The sequence below is a fragment of the Pseudomonas sp. MBLB4136 genome (genome assembly GCF_051904765.1).
Taxonomy (GTDB): domain Bacteria; phylum Pseudomonadota; class Gammaproteobacteria; order Pseudomonadales; family Pseudomonadaceae; genus Aquipseudomonas.
Genome location: NZ_CP196713.1, coordinates 2,760,793 through 2,779,322, shown reverse-complemented (window position 1 = coordinate 2,779,322; position 18,530 = coordinate 2,760,793). Strand labels below are relative to the sequence as shown.

Annotated in this window: 16 protein-coding genes and 1 pseudogene; 4 read left to right on the top strand and 13 right to left on the bottom strand. The window is 68.3% G+C overall.

Translation table 11 applies throughout. The features are described from left to right. Positions 1–385: 385 nt before the first annotated feature. Both ACSX1D_RS12630 and ACSX1D_RS12625 read left to right on the top strand, forming a co-directional pair. Positions 386–1,435 (top strand): annotated as a pseudogene (locus ACSX1D_RS12630) (methyl-accepting chemotaxis protein); the annotation flags it as partial. A gap of 24 nt (positions 1,436–1,459) precedes the next feature. Further along, positions 1,460–2,341, top strand: coding sequence for a methyl-accepting chemotaxis protein (locus tag ACSX1D_RS12625; RefSeq protein ID WP_439862316.1), 882 nt, complete (start codon positions 1,460–1,462; stop codon positions 2,339–2,341). Positions 2,342–2,365: 24 nt separating this feature from the next. Here ACSX1D_RS12625 and ACSX1D_RS12620 read toward each other — a convergent pair whose 3' ends face one another. The 3 genes from ACSX1D_RS12620 to ccoG all read right to left on the bottom strand — a co-directional run bounded on the left by ACSX1D_RS12620 (position 2,366) and on the right by ccoG (position 6,419). After that, positions 2,366–3,436, bottom strand: coding sequence for a metal-dependent hydrolase (locus ACSX1D_RS12620; RefSeq protein WP_439858829.1), 1,071 nt, complete (start codon positions 3,434–3,436; stop codon positions 2,366–2,368). Between the two features lie 97 nt (positions 3,437–3,533). Beyond that, positions 3,534–4,943 carry a GntR family transcriptional regulator MpaR gene (mapR, locus tag ACSX1D_RS12615; protein ID WP_439862315.1) on the bottom strand — a complete coding sequence of 470 codons (1,410 nt, stop codon included), beginning with the start codon at positions 4,941–4,943 and terminating at the stop codon, positions 3,534–3,536. A gap of 60 nt (positions 4,944–5,003) precedes the next feature. Then, positions 5,004–6,419 (bottom strand): cytochrome c oxidase accessory protein CcoG, encoded by a 1,416-nt coding sequence (gene ccoG, locus ACSX1D_RS12610; protein ID WP_439858828.1) that lies wholly within the window; start codon positions 6,417–6,419, stop codon positions 5,004–5,006. Positions 6,420–6,661: 242 nt separating this feature from the next. Between ccoG and ACSX1D_RS12605 the strand changes: the two genes are divergently transcribed. Beyond that, positions 6,662–7,216, top strand: coding sequence for a VOC family protein (locus ACSX1D_RS12605; RefSeq protein WP_439858827.1), 555 nt, complete (start codon positions 6,662–6,664; stop codon positions 7,214–7,216). 75 nt (positions 7,217–7,291) lie between these two features. Then, positions 7,292–7,705 carry an alternative ribosome rescue aminoacyl-tRNA hydrolase ArfB gene (gene arfB / locus ACSX1D_RS12600; RefSeq protein WP_439858826.1) on the top strand — a complete coding sequence of 138 codons (414 nt, stop codon included), beginning with the start codon at positions 7,292–7,294 and terminating at the stop codon, positions 7,703–7,705. A 66-nt stretch (positions 7,706–7,771) separates the two neighbouring features. Here the strand turns inward: arfB and ACSX1D_RS12595 are convergent, their stop codons facing one another. The 10 genes from ACSX1D_RS12595 to gap all read right to left on the bottom strand — a co-directional run bounded on the left by ACSX1D_RS12595 (position 7,772) and on the right by gap (position 18,426). After that, on the bottom strand, positions 7,772–10,939 hold the full coding sequence (locus ACSX1D_RS12595; protein ID WP_439858825.1) for an efflux RND transporter permease subunit: 3,168 nt from the start codon (positions 10,937–10,939) through the stop codon (positions 7,772–7,774). Continuing rightward, positions 10,936–12,411, bottom strand: a complete 1,476-nt coding sequence (locus tag ACSX1D_RS12590) for an efflux RND transporter periplasmic adaptor subunit (protein WP_439858824.1) — start codon at positions 12,409–12,411, stop codon at positions 10,936–10,938. Before ACSX1D_RS12590 ends, ACSX1D_RS12595 begins: the two co-directional genes overlap by 4 nt. Then, positions 12,411–13,664, bottom strand: a complete 1,254-nt coding sequence (locus ACSX1D_RS12585; protein WP_439858823.1) for a TolC family protein — start codon at positions 13,662–13,664, stop codon at positions 12,411–12,413. The genes ACSX1D_RS12590 and ACSX1D_RS12585 overlap by 1 nt, the downstream gene beginning before the upstream one ends. Before the next feature lie 100 nt (positions 13,665–13,764). Continuing rightward, positions 13,765–14,106, bottom strand: coding sequence for a hypothetical protein (locus ACSX1D_RS12580; protein WP_439858822.1), 342 nt, complete (start codon positions 14,104–14,106; stop codon positions 13,765–13,767). Between the two features lie 20 nt (positions 14,107–14,126). Then, positions 14,127–14,645: a DoxX family protein gene (locus tag ACSX1D_RS12575; protein ID WP_439858821.1), complete on the bottom strand. Its 519-nt coding sequence runs from the start codon at positions 14,643–14,645 to the stop codon at positions 14,127–14,129. Next, entirely contained in the window at positions 14,642–15,421 is a 780-nt protein-coding gene (locus ACSX1D_RS12570) for an HvfC/BufC N-terminal domain-containing protein (RefSeq protein WP_439858820.1), read from the bottom strand. The genes ACSX1D_RS12575 and ACSX1D_RS12570 overlap by 4 nt, the downstream gene beginning before the upstream one ends. Continuing rightward, the gene (gene bufB / locus ACSX1D_RS12565; RefSeq protein WP_439862314.1) at positions 15,418–16,320 is read right to left on the bottom strand and encodes an MNIO family bufferin maturase; all 903 of its coding nucleotides are present in this window, start codon (positions 16,318–16,320) and stop codon (positions 15,418–15,420) included. The genes ACSX1D_RS12570 and bufB overlap by 4 nt, the downstream gene beginning before the upstream one ends. 24 nt (positions 16,321–16,344) lie before the next feature. Further along, positions 16,345–16,653: a BufA1 family periplasmic bufferin-type metallophore gene (locus ACSX1D_RS12560; protein ID WP_439858819.1), complete on the bottom strand. Its 309-nt coding sequence runs from the start codon at positions 16,651–16,653 to the stop codon at positions 16,345–16,347. Positions 16,654–16,868: 215 nt separating this feature from the next. Next, positions 16,869–17,333, bottom strand: coding sequence for a methylglyoxal synthase (locus ACSX1D_RS12555; protein WP_439858818.1), 465 nt, complete (start codon positions 17,331–17,333; stop codon positions 16,869–16,871). A gap of 91 nt (positions 17,334–17,424) precedes the next feature. Next, entirely contained in the window at positions 17,425–18,426 is a 1,002-nt protein-coding gene (gene gap / locus ACSX1D_RS12550; RefSeq protein ID WP_439858817.1) for a type I glyceraldehyde-3-phosphate dehydrogenase, read from the bottom strand. Positions 18,427–18,530: the final 104 nt, after the last annotated feature.

The following is an 18,530-nucleotide window of genomic DNA, read 5'->3' as shown; positions in this document are numbered from 1 at the left end:
GGGCTTGTCCCGTGCGCCTTGGTTTGTTCCGGCTTCCGCAGGCTCCGTCCGGAGTCGTTTCGAGGTAGCCCCCGAACCCGTGCAGCGAAAGCTTGGCGCCTGGAGAGTGGCGGAAAACCGCCATTTATGGCCGCGTGGTGGCGGAAAATTGCCTGCTTGCCGGCCGCTGTCCACCCGGACAGTGGTCGGCGGCCCGTGACGCCAGTCGCAACGACGCTATGCTCGGGGCGTTGCCGTTGCCATGCGCAGGTGATGGGGGGGCGTCGACAAAAGCTGGCACAGGGGTTGCGAAGGCAGCTGGTCCAGAGATCGATGTCGCGACTGCTGCGGCCGCCCTTGGCGGCCGCAGCAGTCGCGACGCATAAAAATAACGGAGTCGACTTTTATGCTGCAGTCTGCCACCCGCTTTTTCGCCGACCTTGCCGTGAGCAAGAAGCTGTTCTGCGGTTTTGCCCTGGTGCTATCGCTCACGGTCGCAATGACCGCAGGCGGCTTTGTCGCGGTCCGGGATGTTCTGCAGGGACATGAGCAGGCCGGGCAGCTGGCCGAGGTCACCCAGGAGGTCCTGCAGGCGCGGCGCCTGGAGCGCAACTTCGCCCTCGAGCAGACGCCGGAGAGCGCCGAGCGGGCGCGCGCGAGCCTGGCGAAGGTGCATGCCGCACTGGGCCGCCTGGAGCAGCGCGCGCCACAAGCTGAGCGCCGACGTCTGCAGACCATGCAGCAGGCGGTTGGCGAATATCGCGATCAGTTCGACAGCTACGTCGAATTGCAGAGCAGGGCGCGCGAGGCGCGCGGCGACATGGGCGCAGCCGCAGGCGAGGCGCGCGACCAGTTCGAGGTGATCGAGCTGGACATGTACGACGCCGTACGCGAACTGCGTCTGCAGGGCGACAAGCTACGCGGCAGCGATCCCTTGACCCTGGCAGAGACGGCGTCGGGCCTGAGCAAGCGCATGCTCGATCTGCGCGGCAATGAAAGCCTGTACATCATCGACGGATCGGCCAAGGCCCTGGAGGAGTGGAGCTACCTCAGCGAGGATTTGCAGAGCGTGGCGCGTAGCCTGACGGTGTGGCTGAGCGATGAGCAGAAAGGCGCTATCGATACGGCCTTGCAGTCCCTGGCCCTGTACCAGCGCGCCTTCGCTTACTACCAGCAGCTGCGCGAGCAGAATCAGGCCGCGGAGGCTGCGATGATCGAGCGGGCGCGCGCGGTACTCAGCCTGGCGGAGGCGGCGCAGGCCAGCGCCGAGCAGCAGATGCGTGCGGACAGTACGCGGGCCCAGCGGCTGTTGTGCGTCGTCGGGGTGTCGGCTGTGGTGCTGGGGCTGTTGGCCGCACTGCTGATCTCCCGCTCGATCGTTGCGCCGCTGCGCCAGGCCGTGGTCTTCGCCAGGCGCATCGCCGAGGGCGATCTGAGTCAGGATCTGCCCCAGGGCCGTCGCGATGAGCCGGGCCAGCTGATGGCCGCCATGCAGGCGATGACCCTGAGCCTGCGCACCTTGATCGGCCGCATCGGCGGTGGCGTCAGCCAGATCGCCGCGGCGGCCGAGCAATTGTCGGCGATTACCGCGCAGACCAGCGCCGGGGTGCAGACCCAGCGCCAGGAGACCGAACAGACCGCCACCGCCATGCACCAGATGGCGGCGACCGTGCAGGAGGTGGCGCAGAACGCCGAGCAGGCCTCCCAGGCGGCGCGCGATGCCGACCGTGAATCCCAGCAGGGCAACCGGGTGGTGCAGCAGGCAGTGGGGCAGATCGGTGATCTGGCCAATGAGGTGGAGCAGTCGGCCGAGGCGATCGCCGCGCTGAATCAGGAGAGCGCGCGCATCGGTGGGGTGTTGGAGGTGATCCGCAACGTCGCCGAACAGACCAACCTGCTGGCACTCAACGCCGCCATCGAGGCGGCGCGGGCCGGCGAGCAGGGCCGCGGTTTCGCCGTGGTTGCCGACGAGGTGCGCGCCCTGGCGCAGCGCGCGCACAACTCCACCGAGGAGATCGAGGCGCTGATCGCCGGCTTGCAGCGCATGGCCCTGGGGGCGGTGCAGCAGATGGAAAGCAGCCGCAGCCTGACCCAGCGTACCGTCACCCTGGCCGGTGAGGCCGGCGCAGCCCTGGGGCGCATCACCCAGGCGGTGAGCACCATCGAGCAGATGAACCAGCAGATCGCCGCCGCTGCCGAGGAGCAGAGCGCAGTGGCGGAGACCATCAGCGAGAGCATCACCCGGGTGCGCGATATCGGCGAACAGAGTGCCAGCGCCAGCCAGCAGACCGCGGCCTCCAGCGCCGAGCTGGCCCGTCTGGGCGTCGAGTTGCAGGGGTTGGTGGGGCAGTTCCGCACCTAGTCCGTTGCCTGTCGCGCCGCCGGTCTATTCGGTATCGGCGGCGCGCCTGGCCAGCAGTGGCTTGCCCAGTTCGCTGGCCCAGGCCAGCAGCGGCACCTCGACCTCGGGGTGCCAGATGCGCTGCCAGAGCAGCGTCAGGCGGCCGAGGTCGCCGCGCTCGAGCGGCCAGCGCTCGATCTGCGCCGGCACCCGCCACTGGCCATCCTGCCAGCCGGCGAAATCGAAGCGGAAGGGATGGAAGCCGGTCATGCCCAGGCGCAGGTCGGTGACCACCAGGCGCTCGCCGATGCGGTCGTAGCGCAGCACGCCGTTGGTGAACCAGGCCAGGCGCTGGTGGGCCGGATTGTCGGCCAGCACGGCTGACAGGGCCGCGCCGCGGGGCATGCGCACCAATTGCGGCGGGTCGCGGTCGAGCCAGCCGACGAGGGCCTCGTGGTAGGCCTCGCCGTCCAGCACAATGACCCGCCAGAGCAAGCTGTTGAGCGGTGTCGGCGTGCTGAACAGCGCCTCGGCCTGGATGCCTTGTCGCGCCAGTTGCGCTTCGACGCGCTGTTCGGCCATGGACTTGCCCACCAGGGTCGAGCCGAGATAGAGGCTCGACAGGGTCAGGGCGAGCAGCGGCCATTTGTTGCTGGGCTCGCGCAGGCCGAACCTGAGGCCGAGCAGCACCGCGCCCAGCAGGGGCAGGGTGTACAGCGGGTCGATGATGAAGATGCTCGACCAGGCCGTCGGCGTCGGCGTCAGCGGCCAGAACAGCTGGGTGCCATAGCTGGTGAAGCTGTCCAGCAGGGGGTGGGTGAGCAACACCAGGGCCACGGTCGCCAGCAGGCGCTTGGCCGAATAGCCAGGGTGCGGGTGCAGGCGTCGCACCAGCCAGGTCAGCAGCAGGGCCAGGGCGCCGAGGACGAACAGCGAGTGGCTGAAGCCGCGGTGGTAGGTCATGTCCGCCACGGCGTCGCCGTAGTCGATGATCACATCCAGATCGGGCAGGGTGCCGAGCAGGGCGCCATAGGCCAGCGCCTTGCGTCCCTGCCAGCGGCCGAGCATGGCCCCCTGGATGGTGGCGCCGAGCACCGCCTGAGTAATCGAATCCATGCCCTGACCTCAGCTGCGAACAGACAACTACGTTAACCGAGCTGTCGGGCCGGCGCCGCCGAAAAAGTTCAAGCAAAGGTTACCAGGCGACTGCCACTCAGAACGCCGCGAGGATGCGCCCGAGGGTGGCCATGGCCTGTTCGCTGCGCGCGTCCCAGGGGTGGCCGTAGTTGAGCCGGGCGCAGTTGCCGAAGCGCCGGGTGGCGGAGAAGATCGGCCCGGGCGCGAGGCTGATGCCCTGGGCCAGGGCCAGTTGGAACAGCTGCAGCGAATCGACCCGCTCGGGAAACTCGAACCAGAGGAAGTAGCCGCCGGCCGGACGGGTTACCCGCGTGCCGCTGGGGAAGTGCCGGGCCGCGGAGGCGAGCATGGCGGCCTGCTGGGTTTCCAGGGCGTGGCGCAGCTTGCGCAGGTGGCGGTCGTAGCCGCCGTGCTGCAGGTAGTCGGCCAGGGCGGCCTGGGCCGGCACCGAGGGCGAGATGGTGGTCATCAGCCGCAGGCGGGCGATCTGCTCGGCGTAGCGCCCGCCGGCCACCCAGCCGACCCGGTAGCCCGGCGCCAGGCATTTGGAGAACGAGCCGCAGTGCATCACCAGGCCCTCGCGGTCGAAGCTCTTCACCGGCCTGGGCGGCTGGGCGGCGAAATACAGCTCGGCGTAGACATCGTCTTCGATCAGCGGCACCTGATGCTGGCGCAGCAGTTCGTACAGCGCGCCTTTCTTGTCCTCGCTCATGCTCGCGCCCAGGGGGTTCTGCAGGCTGCTCATGAACCAGCAGGCCTTGATCGGCAGGCGTGCCAGGCTGCTGGACAGGCTGTCCAGGTCGATGCCCTCGCGCGGGTGCACGGGAATTTCCACCGCCTTGAGCTTGAGGCGCTCGAGCACCTGCAGGGTGGCATAGAAGGCCGGCGCCTCGATGGCCACCAGGTCGCCCGGTTGGGTGACGCACTGCAGGCACAGGTTGAGCGCCTCCATCGCGCCGTTGCTGATCACCAGTTCCTCGAGCGGCAGACGCACCCCGCTGGCCATGTAGCGCAGGGCGATCTGCCGGCGCAGGTCGGGGTTGCCCTCGGTCATGTCGGCGATCACCGCCTGGGGCGCCAGGCCGCGCAGGCTCCGGGCCATGGAACGGGCCAGGCGTGGCAGGGGGAACAGCGCCGGGCTGGGGAAGGCCGAGCCGAACGGCACGGTGCCCGGGTCCTTGAGCGAGCCGAGCACGGAGAACACCAGCTCGCTGACATCCACCTCGGCGGTCTGCGCCTGGCGCGGGTCGATGTCCGGCTCGGGCAGCGGGCGCCTGGCATGCTCGCGGACGAAATAGCCGGAGCGCGGGCGGGCCTGGATCAGCCCGCGGTCCTCCAGCAGGTAGTAGGCCTGGAACACCGTGGACGGGCTGACGCCGTAGGTGCGGCTGGCCTGGCGCACGGACGGCACCCGCTCCCCGGGCGCCAGCACGCCGCTGCGAATCAGCTCGGCAATCTGCTCGGCGAATTTCTCGTAGCGTTTCATCGTATCCATAGGGTCTGCATATCCGCGCACTCTACGGGGAGTCGTCCAGGCATGCGACTTTCAGCGCCCGCTGGGTGAGAGAAAGGTACTGCGCGTCTGCGCCTGCTCGCTGGCATCGGCCAGGTTGTGGATCGCAAAATGCACGGGCATGGCGCTGGCGTCGACCTGTTTGCTCTCCAGCGCCACGCTGACCGGTACATCGAGAATCTCCCCAGGTGCCAGCAGCAACTGCTGCGGCGCGTCCAGGCGTAGGCCGGGGCTGTCGACCAGCGCCAGGCCATAGCGCTGCGCTTGCTGGGTCTTGTTGATCACCTTGAGCAAGTAGGTGTTCTCGATCTGCCCCAGCTGGTTCTCGCGGTACATGCTGCGATCCTTGGCCGCGTCGATGGACAGCATCGAGCGGGCACTCAGGGCCCAGGCGAAGGCGGCGAGCATCAACGCCAGGGCGATGCCGTAGCCGATCAGCCGCGGGCGCACTAGGTGGGTCTTGCCGCCCTGCAGTTCGCGCTCGGAGTGGTAGCCGACCAGCCCCCTGGGATAACCCATCTTGTCCATCACCGTGTCGCAGGCGTCGATGCAGGCCGCGCAACTGATGCAGTCGATCTGCAGGCCATCGCGAATGTCGATGCCGGTGGGGCAGACCTGCACGCACAGGGTGCAGTCGATGCAGTCGCCCAGGCCCTCGGCCTTGCGGTCGCTGCCTTTCTTGCGCGGGCCACGGCCTTCGCCGCGCTGGGCGTCGTAGGCCACCAGCAAGGTGTCATCATCGAACATCGCACTCTGGAAGCGCGAGTAGGGGCACATGTGCACGCAGACCTTTTCGCGCAGCCAGCCGGCGTTGAGGTAGGTGGCGGCCATGAAGAACAGCACCCACACCAGGGTGGCGCCATCGAGTTGCAGGCGTAGCAGGTCGCCGGCCAGCTCGCGGATCGGTGTGAAGTAACCGATAAAGGTCAGCGCCGTGAGCAGGCTGACGGCCAGCCAGATCGCGTGCTTGGCGCTGCGTCGCGCCAGCTTGTTGAACGACCAGGGCGCAGCGTCCAGCTTGACGCGCTGGTTACGCTCGCCTTCGGTGATCTTCTCCGCCCACATGAACACCCAGGTCCACACGCTCTGTGGACAGCTGTAGCCACACCAGACGCGTCCGGCCACCACGGTGATGGTGAACAGGCCGAAGGCGGCGATGATCAGCAGCGCCGACAGCAGGATGAAGTCCTGCGGCCAGAAGGTCGCGCCGAAGATGTAATAGCGGTGCTCAGCCAGGTTCAACAGCACCGCCTGGCGCCCGTTCCAGTCGAGCCAGGCGGTGCCGAAGAAGATCAGAAACAACAGTCCGGCGCCGTACAGACGCAGATTGCGGAACCGTCCGGTGAAGCTGCGGGTGTGGATCGGGCCACCGGCCTGGGCGGGTGTAAGGCGTATCGGGCTGCGCGGATCGAGGGTTTCGACGAGCTGCGCGGGAATGCGTTCGGTCATGGACGAGGCCCCATCTGGCAGTGGTCAGGCGGGGTGCATGATCGGCGCAGGGGCGTGTGCGAAACAGACTCAGGTTGTCGATTAAAAAGCGGATCAGATGATTACGCCGTCGCCGCGCCCATGCGTCGGTGGCCCTGTCGATCGAATAAGAGCAAGCTACTGCCTCATGACGCGAGCACGCCCCGGAGGCGGCTATGCCGTGGTCATGGCCTTGAACGACGGAATGAGGAGCGTTGACGATCATGGGTACATCAAACGGTGTGGCGTTTCCCGAGCTGGCCCTGAGCCACTTCGAACTCTACGTGCGCGCCATGGCGCCGATGGAGAGCTTCTACACCGAACGCCTGGGCTTCATCGTCAGCGATCGCGGCGCCGGACCGGACGCCATGGTGTTTCTCAGTCGCAACCCCGGCGAGCACCATCAGCTGGTGCTCAACCCGCGTCCGGCGCGCCGGCCCCAGGACAGCCCGCTCGATCACATCTCCTTTCGCGTCGCGGACCTGGCCGGTCTGCGCCGCTGTCACGCTGCCCTGAGCGGCTCCGGCGACCTCGCCGTCGACGCCGTGTCCCATGGCACCACCTGGTCGCTCTATTTCCGAGATCCGGAAGGCAACCGCCTGGAAGTCTTCGCCGACACGCCCTGGCATGTCGACCAGCCGTGCAAGTTTGCCATCGATCTGAGCCTCGACGATGACGCGCTCCGTGCCTATACGGAGCAGCGCATCCGTGAGTTGCCCGGCTTTCGGCCGGTCGAGCAGTGGCGCAAGGGCCATGGGGCGGCGCTGGGGGAAGGCTGAACCGCCGCCGCGGCGCAGGAACCGGGTAACCCGCTTGGGGTATCCTGAGCCTTCATTCCCGATCAAGACCCCGCCATGCTGGTGATTTCCAACAGCGTCCACCTGCCCGACGACGAAGTCGAGCTGACCGCCATCCGCGCCCAGGGCGCCGGTGGTCAGAACGTCAACAAGGTCTCCAGCGCGGTGCACCTGCGCTTCGACAGCCAGGCCTCGTCCCTGCCGCCGTTCTACAAGGAGCGCCTGCTCAGCCTGCGCGACAGCCGCATCACCGCCGATGGCGTGATCATCATCAAGGCCCAGCAGTACCGCACCCAGGAACAGAACCGCAGCGATGCCCTGGAGCGCCTGGCCGAGCTGATCCGCAGCGCCGGCAAGACCGAGAAGGCGCGCCGGCCGACCAAGCCGACCCTGGGCTCGAAGAAGCGCCGCCTGGAGGGCAAGAGCAAGCGCGGGGCGATCAAGGCCGGCCGCGGCAAGGTCGACTTCTGAGAGCGGCGGCCGCCGTGGCCCGGGTAGGGACCGCGGCGACCTGCCACGAGTGCAAGGCGCCTGCGCCTAACCCCTGCTGTCGGCGAGCGCTGCGCCTATGCCGCCGTCGCGCTGCATCTGCCGCCGCTGCATCAGGCAGTAGGCCGCCGGCAGCACGAACAGCGACAGCAGCGGCGCGCTGAGCATGCCGCCGACCATGGGTGCGGCGATGCGGCTCATCACCTCGCTGCCGCTGCCGCTGCCGAGCAGGATCGGCAGCAGGCCGGCGATGATCACCGCCACGGTCATGGCCTTGGGCCGTACCCGCTGCACGGCGCCCTCGCGGATCGCCTCGAGCAGCGCCTGTTCGCCATGATGGCCAGCGGCCAGGCGCTCGCCCCAGGCATTCTTCAGGTACAGCAGCATGATCACGCCGAACTCGGCGGCGACTCCCGCCAGGGCGATGAAGCCGACCCCGGTGGCCACCGACAGGTGGTAGCCGAGCAGGTAGAGGAACCACACCCCGCCGGTCAGGGCGAAGGGCAGGGTGAGCATGATCAGCGCCGCCTCGCCCATGCGTGAGAAGCACAGGTAGAGCAGCACGAAGATGATCAGCAGGGTGGCCGGCACCACCAGCTTGAGCCGCGCATTGGCCCGCTCGAGGAATTCGAACTGGCCCGAGTAGCTGAGGCTGACGCCCGGCTGCAGGCGCACCTGCTGCTCGATGGCGGTGCGCAGGTCGGCCACCACCGAGGCCAGGTCGCGGCCGCGCACATCCACATAGACCCAGCCCGATGGGCGCGCATTCTCGCTCTTGAGCATCGGCGGGCCGTCGCTGACCCCGATCCGCGCCACGCTGCCCAGGGTGATCTGGCTGCCCTGGGGGGTGTAGATCGGCAGCTGTTCCAGTGCGCTCAGCGAGTCGCGCCATTCCCGTGGGTAACGCAGGCTGATGGGAAAACGCGCCAGGCCCTCGATGGTCTCGCCGATGTTCGCGCCGCCGATGGCGCCGGCGACTATGGCCTGCACATCGGCGATGTTCAGGCCGTAGCGCGCGGCCGCCTGGCGGTCGATGTCGACATCGATGTAGCGCCCGCCGGTGAGGCGTTCGGCCAATGCCGAGCTGACGCCCGGCACCTGCTTGGCGACCTGTTCGATGGCCTGGGTGGTCTCGTCGATCTGCGCCAGATTGCTGCCGGCGACCTTGACCCCGATCGGGCTCTTGATGCCGGTGGCGAGCATGTCGATGCGGTTGCGGATCGGCGGAATCCAGATATTGCTCAGCCCCGGCACCTGCACCACCCGGTCCAGTTCCTCCACCAGCTTTTCCGGGGTCATGCCGGCGCGCCACTGCTCTTGGGGCTTGAACGCGATGGTGGTCTCGAACATCTCCAGCGGCGCCGGGTCGGTGGCGGTCTCGGCGCGGCCGGCCTTGCCGAACACATGGGCGACTTCGGGCACTGTCTTGATCAGGCGGTCGGTCTGCTGCAACAGCTGCGCGGCCTTCTGCGCCGACAGCCCGGGCAGGGCCGAGGGCATGTACAGCAGGTCGCCCTCATCCAGCGGGGGCAGGAATTCGCCACCCAGGCGCGACAAGGGCCACAGGGCGCTGAGAAACACCAGCAAGGCCACCACCAGGGTCGCTCTGGGCCAGCGCAGCACTGCTTCCAGGGCCGGCTGGTAGAGACGGATCAGCCCGCGGTTCAGCGGGTTGCGCGCCTCGTCGGGAATCCGCCCGCGAATCCAGTAGCCCATCAGCACCGGAACCAGGGTCACCGACAGCCCGGCGGCGGCGGCCATGGCGTAGGTCTTGGTGAAGGCCAGCGGGCCGAACAGGCGGCCTTCCTGGGCCTGCAGGGTGAACACCGGGATGAACGACAGGGTGATGATCAGCAGGCAGAAGAACAGCGCCGGGCCGACCTCCACCGCCGCCTCGGTCATCACCTGCCAATGCTGTTCGCCCTTGAGCTCCTCGCCGGGATGGGACGCGCGCCAGGCCTCGATCTTCTTGTGGGCGTTCTCGATCATCACCACCGCGGCGTCGACCATGGCGCCGATGGCGATGGCGATGCCGCCGAGCGACATGATGTTGGCGTTGATGCCCTGCTGCTGCATGACCGCGAAGGCGATCAACACCCCGACCGGCAGGGAGACGATAGCCACCAGGGAGGAGCGCAGGTGCCAGAGGAACAGCGCGCAGACCAGGGCGACGACGATGAATTCCTCCACCAGCTTCTCGCCCAGATTGCGTACCGCGCGGTCGATCAACTGGCTGCGGTTATAGCTGGTGACGATCTCCACGCCCTCGGGCAGGCTGCCCTTGAGCGCCTCGAGCTTGGCCTTGACCGCGCTGATGGTGGCGCGGGCGTTCTTGCCGCTGCGCAGGATCACCACGCCGCCGACCACCTCGCCCTCGCCGTCGAGCTCGGCGATGCCACGGCGCATTTCCGGGCCGAGCTGGATATGCGCCACGTCGCCGAGGGTCACCGGCACGCCGCCGCTGTCCAGGCGCAGGGGGATGGCGCGAAAGTCATCGAGGCTCTGCAGATAGCCCGAGGCGCGCACCATGAACTCGGTCTCCGCCAGCTCCAGTACCGCGCCGCCGGACTCCTGGTTGGCGCGGCCGATGGCGGCCGTCACCTCGGCCTGGGTGATGCCCAGGCTGGCCAGTTTGATCGGGTCGAGCTGCACCTGGTACTGCTTGACCATGCCGCCGATGGTCGCCACCTCGGCGACGTTGGCCAGGGTCTTGAGCTCGAACTTGAGGAACCAGTCCTGCAGCGCGCGCAGCTGGGCCAGGTCATGCCGCCCGCTGCGATCGACCAGGGCGTACTGGTAGATCCAGCCGACCCCGGTGGCGTCCGGGCCCAGGGCCGGCTTGGCGGCAGCCGGCAGGCGATCCTGCACCTGGCTCAGGTACTCCAGCACCCGCGAGCGGGCCCAGTACAGGTCGGTGCCGTCCTCGAACAGCACGTAGACGAAGCTGTCGCCGAAGAACGAGTAGGCGCGTACCGTCTTCGCCCCCGGCACCGCGAGCATGGTGGTGGCCAGGGGGTAGGTGACCTGGTTCTCGACGATCTGCGGGGCCTGGCCGGGGTAGGGCGTGCGGATGATCACCTGCACGTCGGACAGGTCCGGCAGCGCATCGATGGCGGTGTTCTGCAGCGACCAGGTGCCCCAGGCGGTGGTGAACAGGGTGGCCAGCAGCACCAGCAGGCGATTGCGCACCGACCAGCGGATCAGGGCGGCGATCATGGCTGCTCCTCCAGCTTGACCAGACGCTCGATGCGCAGGCCGGCATCGCTTTCGCGCGCGCCGACCCGTACCCGGTCGCCGGTCGCTATGCCTTGTGCCAGGGCCGGCTCGGCCAGCGGAAAGCTCATGGTCATGCCCGGCATGCCGAGGGTCTTGAAGGGGCCGTGGGCGAGGGTCAGTTCGGTGTCGTCGATGGCGATGACCCGGCCTTCGGCTTCATGCAGGGCCGGCGCCATGACCGGTGTCGCGGCGGCGTCCAGGTCCGGGGCGAGCAGGCCGCGCAGGCTGGCCTCGGAGTCGAGCAGGAACTGCCCGGAGGCGACCACCTGCTGGCCCTCCTGCAGGCCTTCGAGGATCTGGGTCTGCTCGCCGTTCTCGCGGCCGAGGCGGACCTCGACCGGCCGGTAGCGTCCACCATCTTCGGCCAGCATCACCAGGGCGCGGCGCCCGGTGCGGATCACCGCCTCGCTCGGTACCAGCAGCGCGTCCTGTTCGGCCGGGCGGGTCAGGCGTGCCTGGGCGGTCAGCCCGGGGCGCAGCCGGCCATCGGCATTGTCCAGTTCGACCCTGACCCGCACGGTGCGGCTGTCCAGGTCGGCCTGGGGCAGGATGCTGTCGATGCGTCCTGCCAACACCTCGCCGGGCAGCGCCGGCAGCCGTGCTTCGACCGCTTGCCCTGGCGCCAGGCCCTGGGCCTGCGCCTCGGGCACGGCGGCGTCGAGCCACACGCTGGCCAGGCCGTTGATGGTCGCCAGTGGCTGGCCCGCGGCCAGGGTCATGCCGGCGCGCACGTCGAGCCTCTGCAACACCCCGGCAATGGGGCTGGTCACCGTCCACAGGGTCTGTACCTGGCCGCTGCGCTCCAGGCGTGCGATCAGCCCCGCCGGCATTCCGCTCAGGCGCAGGCGCTGGCGCGCGGCGGCCAGCAGCTGGGCGTCGGCGACGCCACGCAGGGCGAGGAACTCTTCCTGGGCCTGGGCCCAGTCGGGCACCAGCAGGTCGGCCAGGGGCGCGCCGGCGGCGACCCGGTCGTCCGGGGCCAGGGGATAGACGCGTTCGACGAAGCCGCCGCTGCGCGCCTGCACCACGGCGACATCGCGGCTATTGAAGGTCAGGTTGCCGACCACCTCCAGGCTGCTGGCCAGGCGCTCGCGGGTGACCGTGGCCAGGCGCATGCCGAGGTTCTGGGTGACGCTGGCATCGATGCTGACGGCGGCGCTGTCGCCGGCCTCGTCGGCATAGCGCGGCACCAGTTGCATGTCCATGAAGGGCGATTTACCCGGCTGGTCGAATTTCTGCTGTGGGTACATCGGGTCATACCAGTACAACACCTCGCCCTGGGACGAGCCCGGTGGCGCGGCGCGGTCCTGCAGGGGTTCGCCGGGCTGTTTGGCGAGCCAGTAGCCGCCGAGGCCGCCGAGGACCAGGGCCAGGCCGGTGAGCAGGACGCCTTGAAGGATTCGAGCGCTCATCAACGGGATTCTCCATAGGCGAAATACAGGCGGGCGTTGCTCAGGGCGCGTTGCTCCTGCAGGTCGATCTGTCGCAGGCGCGCCTCGATCAGTTCGCGGCGGGCGGCAACCACCGCGCTCAGCTCGCCGCTGCCGCCGCGGTAGTCGGCCAGGCTCAGGGCGAGCTTTTCCTCGGCCAGCGGCACCAGGCTGTCCTCGCTGCGTTGCACGGCGCGCTGCAGGCGCTGGAACTCGGCCAGGTCGTCGCTCAGCTGCGCGGCATGCTCGCGTTCCAGCGCTTCGCGCTCGGCCTGCACACGGTTGAGTTCGGCATGGCGGGCGGCGATCCTGGGGTTCTGCCGGGCGCCTGGGAACAGCGGCAGGTCAATGCTGAACTGCACGCTGACCATGTCACCGAATTCCCGGCCACGACGCTGGTAGTCGAGCTCCCAGCTCCAGTCCGGGCGCTTGTCCGCCACCGCCTCGCGCACCCTGGCCTCGGCCTCCTCGGTCATGGGCGCGAAGGCGCCCAGCTCGGGGTGCTGCTGCAGCTTGCTGCGGTAGTGCTGGGCATCGACCGGCCATGCGGGCAGGCGGCCGACCGGCGTCTGCTCGGCCGCCTCGCCGATCCAGCGGCGCAGCGCTGCACGCTGGCGTGACCGCTGGCTGATCAGCTGGTCTTCCTGCTCGGCCAGCAGGGCCGCCTCTTGCCTGGGCGCCACGGCGTCGGCGGCCTGGCCACGGCCGCCGGCGATACGGGCCTGCACCGCCTTGCCCAGCAGGCGGTTCTCCTCGTACAGCGTGGTGAACAGCTCGAGCTTGTGCTCGACGGCCAAGGCCGAGATCCAGGCCAGCGCGGTTTCCCGCCGGACCTGAAGCCGCTCGACCCGCTGCTCGGCGCTGGCACGCTGGATGCCGGCCTGGGCCACGTCCACCCGCGCCTGGCGCTTCGCGCGGTTGGGTACCTCCTGCATGACGCCAACCATCTGCATGGTCATGAAGTCGCTGTTCAGACTGCCGCGATCGGGCCCTTCGGCCGGCACGTTCTGCAGGCCGAGCAGCAGTTTCGGGTCCGGCAGTTCGCCGGCGGCGATGGCCGCACTGCGGGCCGCGTCGACCCCGGCCGCCTGGGCGGCCAGCGAGGGCGTCTGCTGCTCGGCCAGTTGCAGGGCTTGCTCCAGGGTCAGGGCCGCTGCCCAGCCCGGCAGGTACAGCAGGCAGGCCGCCAGGGCGGCCAGGCAGGTGCGCCCGTTACGTGAATAAGAGGGTTTCATGGGACAACTTCCAGTAATGATCCGGCGCCCACCACCAGGCAGGCGCGAGTGCCACGGCGCGCATCAGCTGCGCGCGGCGGCGTTCAGGACAGAACGGGAGTCAGGCGCGGGGAGGGCGCCAGAGGTCGTCGGGGCTGAGGGAGGGGATGAAGTCGCTGTAGGCGAACAGCCGCGGTGTACGGAAGGCCGCCAACGCGGCCTTATCCGCCGTGACCTGGAGCAGGCCGGCGCCCTGGCACTGCTGACCGCTCTTGCATATCTTGCTGCCGAGCAAGGCGCTCTTTTCTTCGTCGCAGCAGTCGTGCGTGGCGTCGGCTGCCCCATGCATGCCGGACTCCTGCATGGGGCACGGCTCTACCTGCACGGCCACAGCCGCCATGCCGCTGAGCGGAATGGCCAGGCAGAGCAGCAGGCAGAGGGACCAGCGCAGGAGTATTTGCATGGCGAGCCGGAAGTGGTGGGTCAGCGATTATAACCATAGTGTCGGGCGATCAGGTGATCAAGCGACAGCATGCCGGGGCCCTTGGCAGCGAGCATCAGCAGCACCGCGGCCCAGACCCCGTGGGTCGGGTAGGCGCCGGGATAGACCAGCAGCTGGATCACCAGGGTCATGCCGAGCAGGGCCAGGGCGGAGAAGCGCGTGGCCAGGCCGACCAGCAGCAGGATCGGGAACAGGTGTTCGGCGAATGCCGCCAGGTACGCCGCCAGTTCGGGCGGCAGCAGCGGTAGCTGGTACTCATGTTCGAACAGCGGCACGGCGGAGGCGGAGAGCCTGGGCATGCCGATCTCGAAGGTACCCGAGACGATGTCGATGGCCAGCCCCTGAATCTTGGTCTGGCCCGAGAGCCAGAAGGTCGCGGCGATGGAGAAGCGGCCGATGAAGGCCACCAGACCGTAGGGAATCAGCTTGCACAGGTCGATCGCCGCGGCGATCAGGCGAGCGGGGGCGGAGGCGCCGGCCAGGGAGGTGGAGTTGCTCATGGGCATGGTCCTTCGGTGTCGTAGGCAAACTGGGTTAGGGCGCCGGCGCCGAGCAGCCGGGCCAGGCAGTGGCCGAGGTCGAATTCGGCGTCACTGGCCAGGGCGCCTTCGGCGGCCCGGGCCAGCGCTTGGTCTTCCTGCAGGGCGCGGATGAACTGCGCCTCGGCCGGGGCGATGGCCTGCACCTCGACCTCCAGGTCGCGGCGCAGCACCAGGCCGCATTCGCCCCGGCCGGGGTCGAGGTCGGCGACTCGTAGCTCACCCTGGTGAGCGGCCCACAGCGAGACCACCGCAAAGCTCGACTGCAGCAGGCCGAGCGAGGGATGCAGGGTGAAGCGCAGGGCGCCGACCCGCTCCGGCGTGGCCAGGGCCTCGGCAAGCGCCGCGGCGGCCAGCGGCGTGGCATCGGCGGCGTGGTAGGCGCGAATGCGCAGCAGCTCCAGGCGCGCCACATCCGCCAGGTACGGCAGGCCGGCGGCCGGGGCGAAGCCTTCGATAAAGGCCGGGAAACCGGCGCCGTAGTCGGCGAGGATGCGCGAGCGTGGCGGCGACTGGCGCACATGCACGGCCGCCATGGCGCGGAAGAACTGCTCGCCGACCAGCTGCTGGACCACCGGGAAGCTGGCGGCCAGGGCATCGACAAGTGAGCTGAGCACATTGTTGCGGTAGACGGCGAAGCGCTTGGCCGGGTCCGAACCGTTCCAGGTCAGCAGCTGCTCCGGGCAGTCGCGCTCGGGGTCGAGCAGCGCGGCGGCAAAGTCCTGCTGCAGGCTCATGCGCGGGCCTCCTGGCGGTCCGCCTGGCAGGCGTCGAGCAGCGCCTGGGCCTGGTGCGCCTCGCGCACCAGCACTTCCAGCGCCGGCACCGCGTTGTCCCGCTCGAGCAGGGTCGGGGTCGGGCCGAGCAGCTGCAGGGCGTCCTGGTAGAGCGCCCACACCGCGTCATCCACCGCGGCGCCGTGGCTGTCGATCAGCAGGCGCTCGCCGGCCGCATCCTGATCCTCGGCGAATCCGGCCAGGTGGATTTCGCCGACCGCCTCGAGCGGCAGGGCGCGCAGGTAGGCGCGGGCGTCCCAGTGGTGGTTGATGCACGAGACATAGATGTTGTTGACGTCCAGCAGCAGGCCACAGCCGGTGCGGCGCACCACTTCGTCGATGAAGCTGGTTTCGTCCAGGGTCGAGCCGGCGAACTGCAGGTAGGTCGCCGGATTCTCCAGCAGCATCTGCCGCTTGAGCGTGTTCTGCACCTGGTCGACGTGGGCGCAGACCCGCTCCAGGCTCGCGGTGTCGTAGCGGATCGGCAGCAGGTCGTTGAGGAACACTTCGCCGTGGCTGGACCAGGCCAGGTGTTCGGAAAAGGATTGCGGTTGATAGCGGTCGAGCAGCCGGGCCAGGCGCCCGAGGTGGTCGCTGTCGAGGGGCTGCTGACCGCCAATGGACAGGCCGACGCCGTGAATCGACAGGGGGTAGCGCTCGTGGATCCGCTCCAGGTAGTGGTGGAAGGGGCCGCCGGCGACCATGTAGTTCTCGGCATGCACCTCGAAGAAGCCCACGGCCGGGAGGCTGTCGAGGATTTCCTGGAAATGCTGCGACTTGAGGCTTACCCCGGCCCGGCTGGGAAGCGCGGACCGGAGCGCCGGAGTGCTGCTGAAAGGGGGATTGGGATTAGGGACCATCATCAGCGCTCCGGCTGGGGCCGATCAGGACTTCACTTCCTCGAAGGCCTCGAGCTGGCCGAAGCCGGTCGGCGAGGTCGGCGAGGCGATTTCCTTGCAGGTGCCCTCGGGGACGAACTTCCAGGCATTGCCCTGGTAGTCGGTCTTGGCGGTGCCGGCGCAGGTGGTGCCTGGCCCGGCGGCGCAGTCGTTCTTGCCCTTCATGGATACGCCGTAGCACTTCTCGTTCTCTGCCGCCTGGGCGGTGAGCGGTGCGCTGGAGATCGCCAGGGCTGCCCCCAGGGCGAGAGCGAGACCGGCGGCGGAAACAGCATGGGAAACAGTGGTTTTCATCTTGGGTATCTCCATATCGTCAAGGAATGATGCACTCGGTGTGAGCATAGAACGGCATGGGGGCACCGCATCGCTGGTTGCAGCGTTGCAGGTTGGGCCTGTCGTTCCTACTGCATCAGACGTGGTCGTGGAGCCTTTGTTACAGGGGAGCATGAAATTCCACGGCGTTGGCGGCGCGGAGACGCGCAAGAGGGGGGAAGAGGGGCGGCCGTGGCTCAGCCGCGACCAGCCAGATAGGTCTGGTAGTCGGGGATGCGGTAATCGTGCTGCTGCTCCAGCAGGGTGCTGGCGAGCATGTAGTCGGCGCTGCTTTCGTTGCAGGCCACGGGAATGTTCCACACCGCGGCGACGCGCAGCAGGGCCTTGATGTCCGGGTCGTGGGGTTGCGGCTCGAAGGGGTCCCAGAAGAACACCAGCATGTCCACGCGGCGCTCGGCGATGCGCGCGCCGAGCTGCTGATCGCCGCCCAGCGGGCCGCTGATCATGCATTCGACCGGCAATTGCAGGCGTTGACCAAGCAGCAGGCCGGTGGTGCCGGTGGCCAGCAGCTGGTGCTTGGCCAGGCGCTCGCGCTGGCGCACGCTCCAGTCGAGGAGAAATTCCTTGCAATGGTCATGGGCGACCAGGGCGATGCGCTTGCGCGCCGGCAGGGTCGCGGAGGTAAAGCTGATACGGCTCATCGAGGCATCCTGATCGGGACAGGGGTGGCTGCGCGGCGCCTAGGCGAAGGCGGCCCGGCAGTTCGCCGGGCCAGGCCTTTGGCCGCGACACTTATTCTGCGTTGCACAGGGCCAGGCAGCTGTCGAGCATGCGGTTGGAGAAGCCCCACTCGTTGTCGTACCAGGCCATGACCTTCACCAGCTTGCCGCTGACCTTGGTGTGGTTGGCGTCGAAGATCGACGACAGCGGGTTGTGGTTGAAGTCGCAGGACACCAGCGGCAGGCTGTTGTAGCCGAGCACCGGGGAGCGCCGGCTGGCGGCCAGGAGCAGGGCGTTGACTTCGTCGGCCGTGGTTTCGCGCTTGACCTGCACTGTCAGGTCGACCAGCGATACGTTGATCACCGGCACCCGCACGGCCATGCCGGTCAGCTTGCCGGCCAGTTCCGGCAGCACCAGGCCCACCGCCTCGGCGGCACCGGTCTTGGTCGGGATCATCGACTGGGTCGCCGAGCGGGCGCGGTAGGCGTCGCTGTGGTAGACATCCGAGAGGTTCTGGTCATTGGTGTAGGCATGGATGGTGGTCATCAGGCCCTGCTCGATGCCCAGTTCGCGCTGCAGCACCTGGGCCACCGGGGCCAGGCAGTTGGTGGTGCAGGAGGCGTTGGAGATGATCTGCATGGACGGGCGCAGCACGTCCTGATTGACGCCGAATACCACGGTGGCGTCGGCGCCCTTGGCCGGTGCCGAGATGATCACCTTGCGTGCGCCGGCGGCCAGGTGGGCGGCGGCCTTGTCGCGCTCGGTGAACAGCCCGGTGCATTCGAATACCACGTCGACCTGGTGGGCTTTCCAGGGCAGCTCGGCCGGGTTGCGAATGGCGCTGACGGCGATGCGGTCGCCGTTGACCGTGAGGCTCTCGCCGTCGACCTCGACCTCGCCCTCGAAGGTGCCGTGCACGCTGTCATACTTGAACAGGTGAGCGTTCATCGCGCTGTCGCCCAGGTCGTTGATGGCCACGACCTGCAGCTGCTGGCGGTAGCTCTGGCTGTACAGGGCGCGCAATACGTTGCGTCCGATGCGGCCGAAACCGTTGATGGCAATTCGAATGGGCATGGCTCGGTTCTCATGGATTTGTTGTTGGAATTACAAGATTATCTGTGGGAGTGTAGAAATCAAGCCTTTTTGCTGGCAATATTTTTGTAGTAAGTACAAAATAT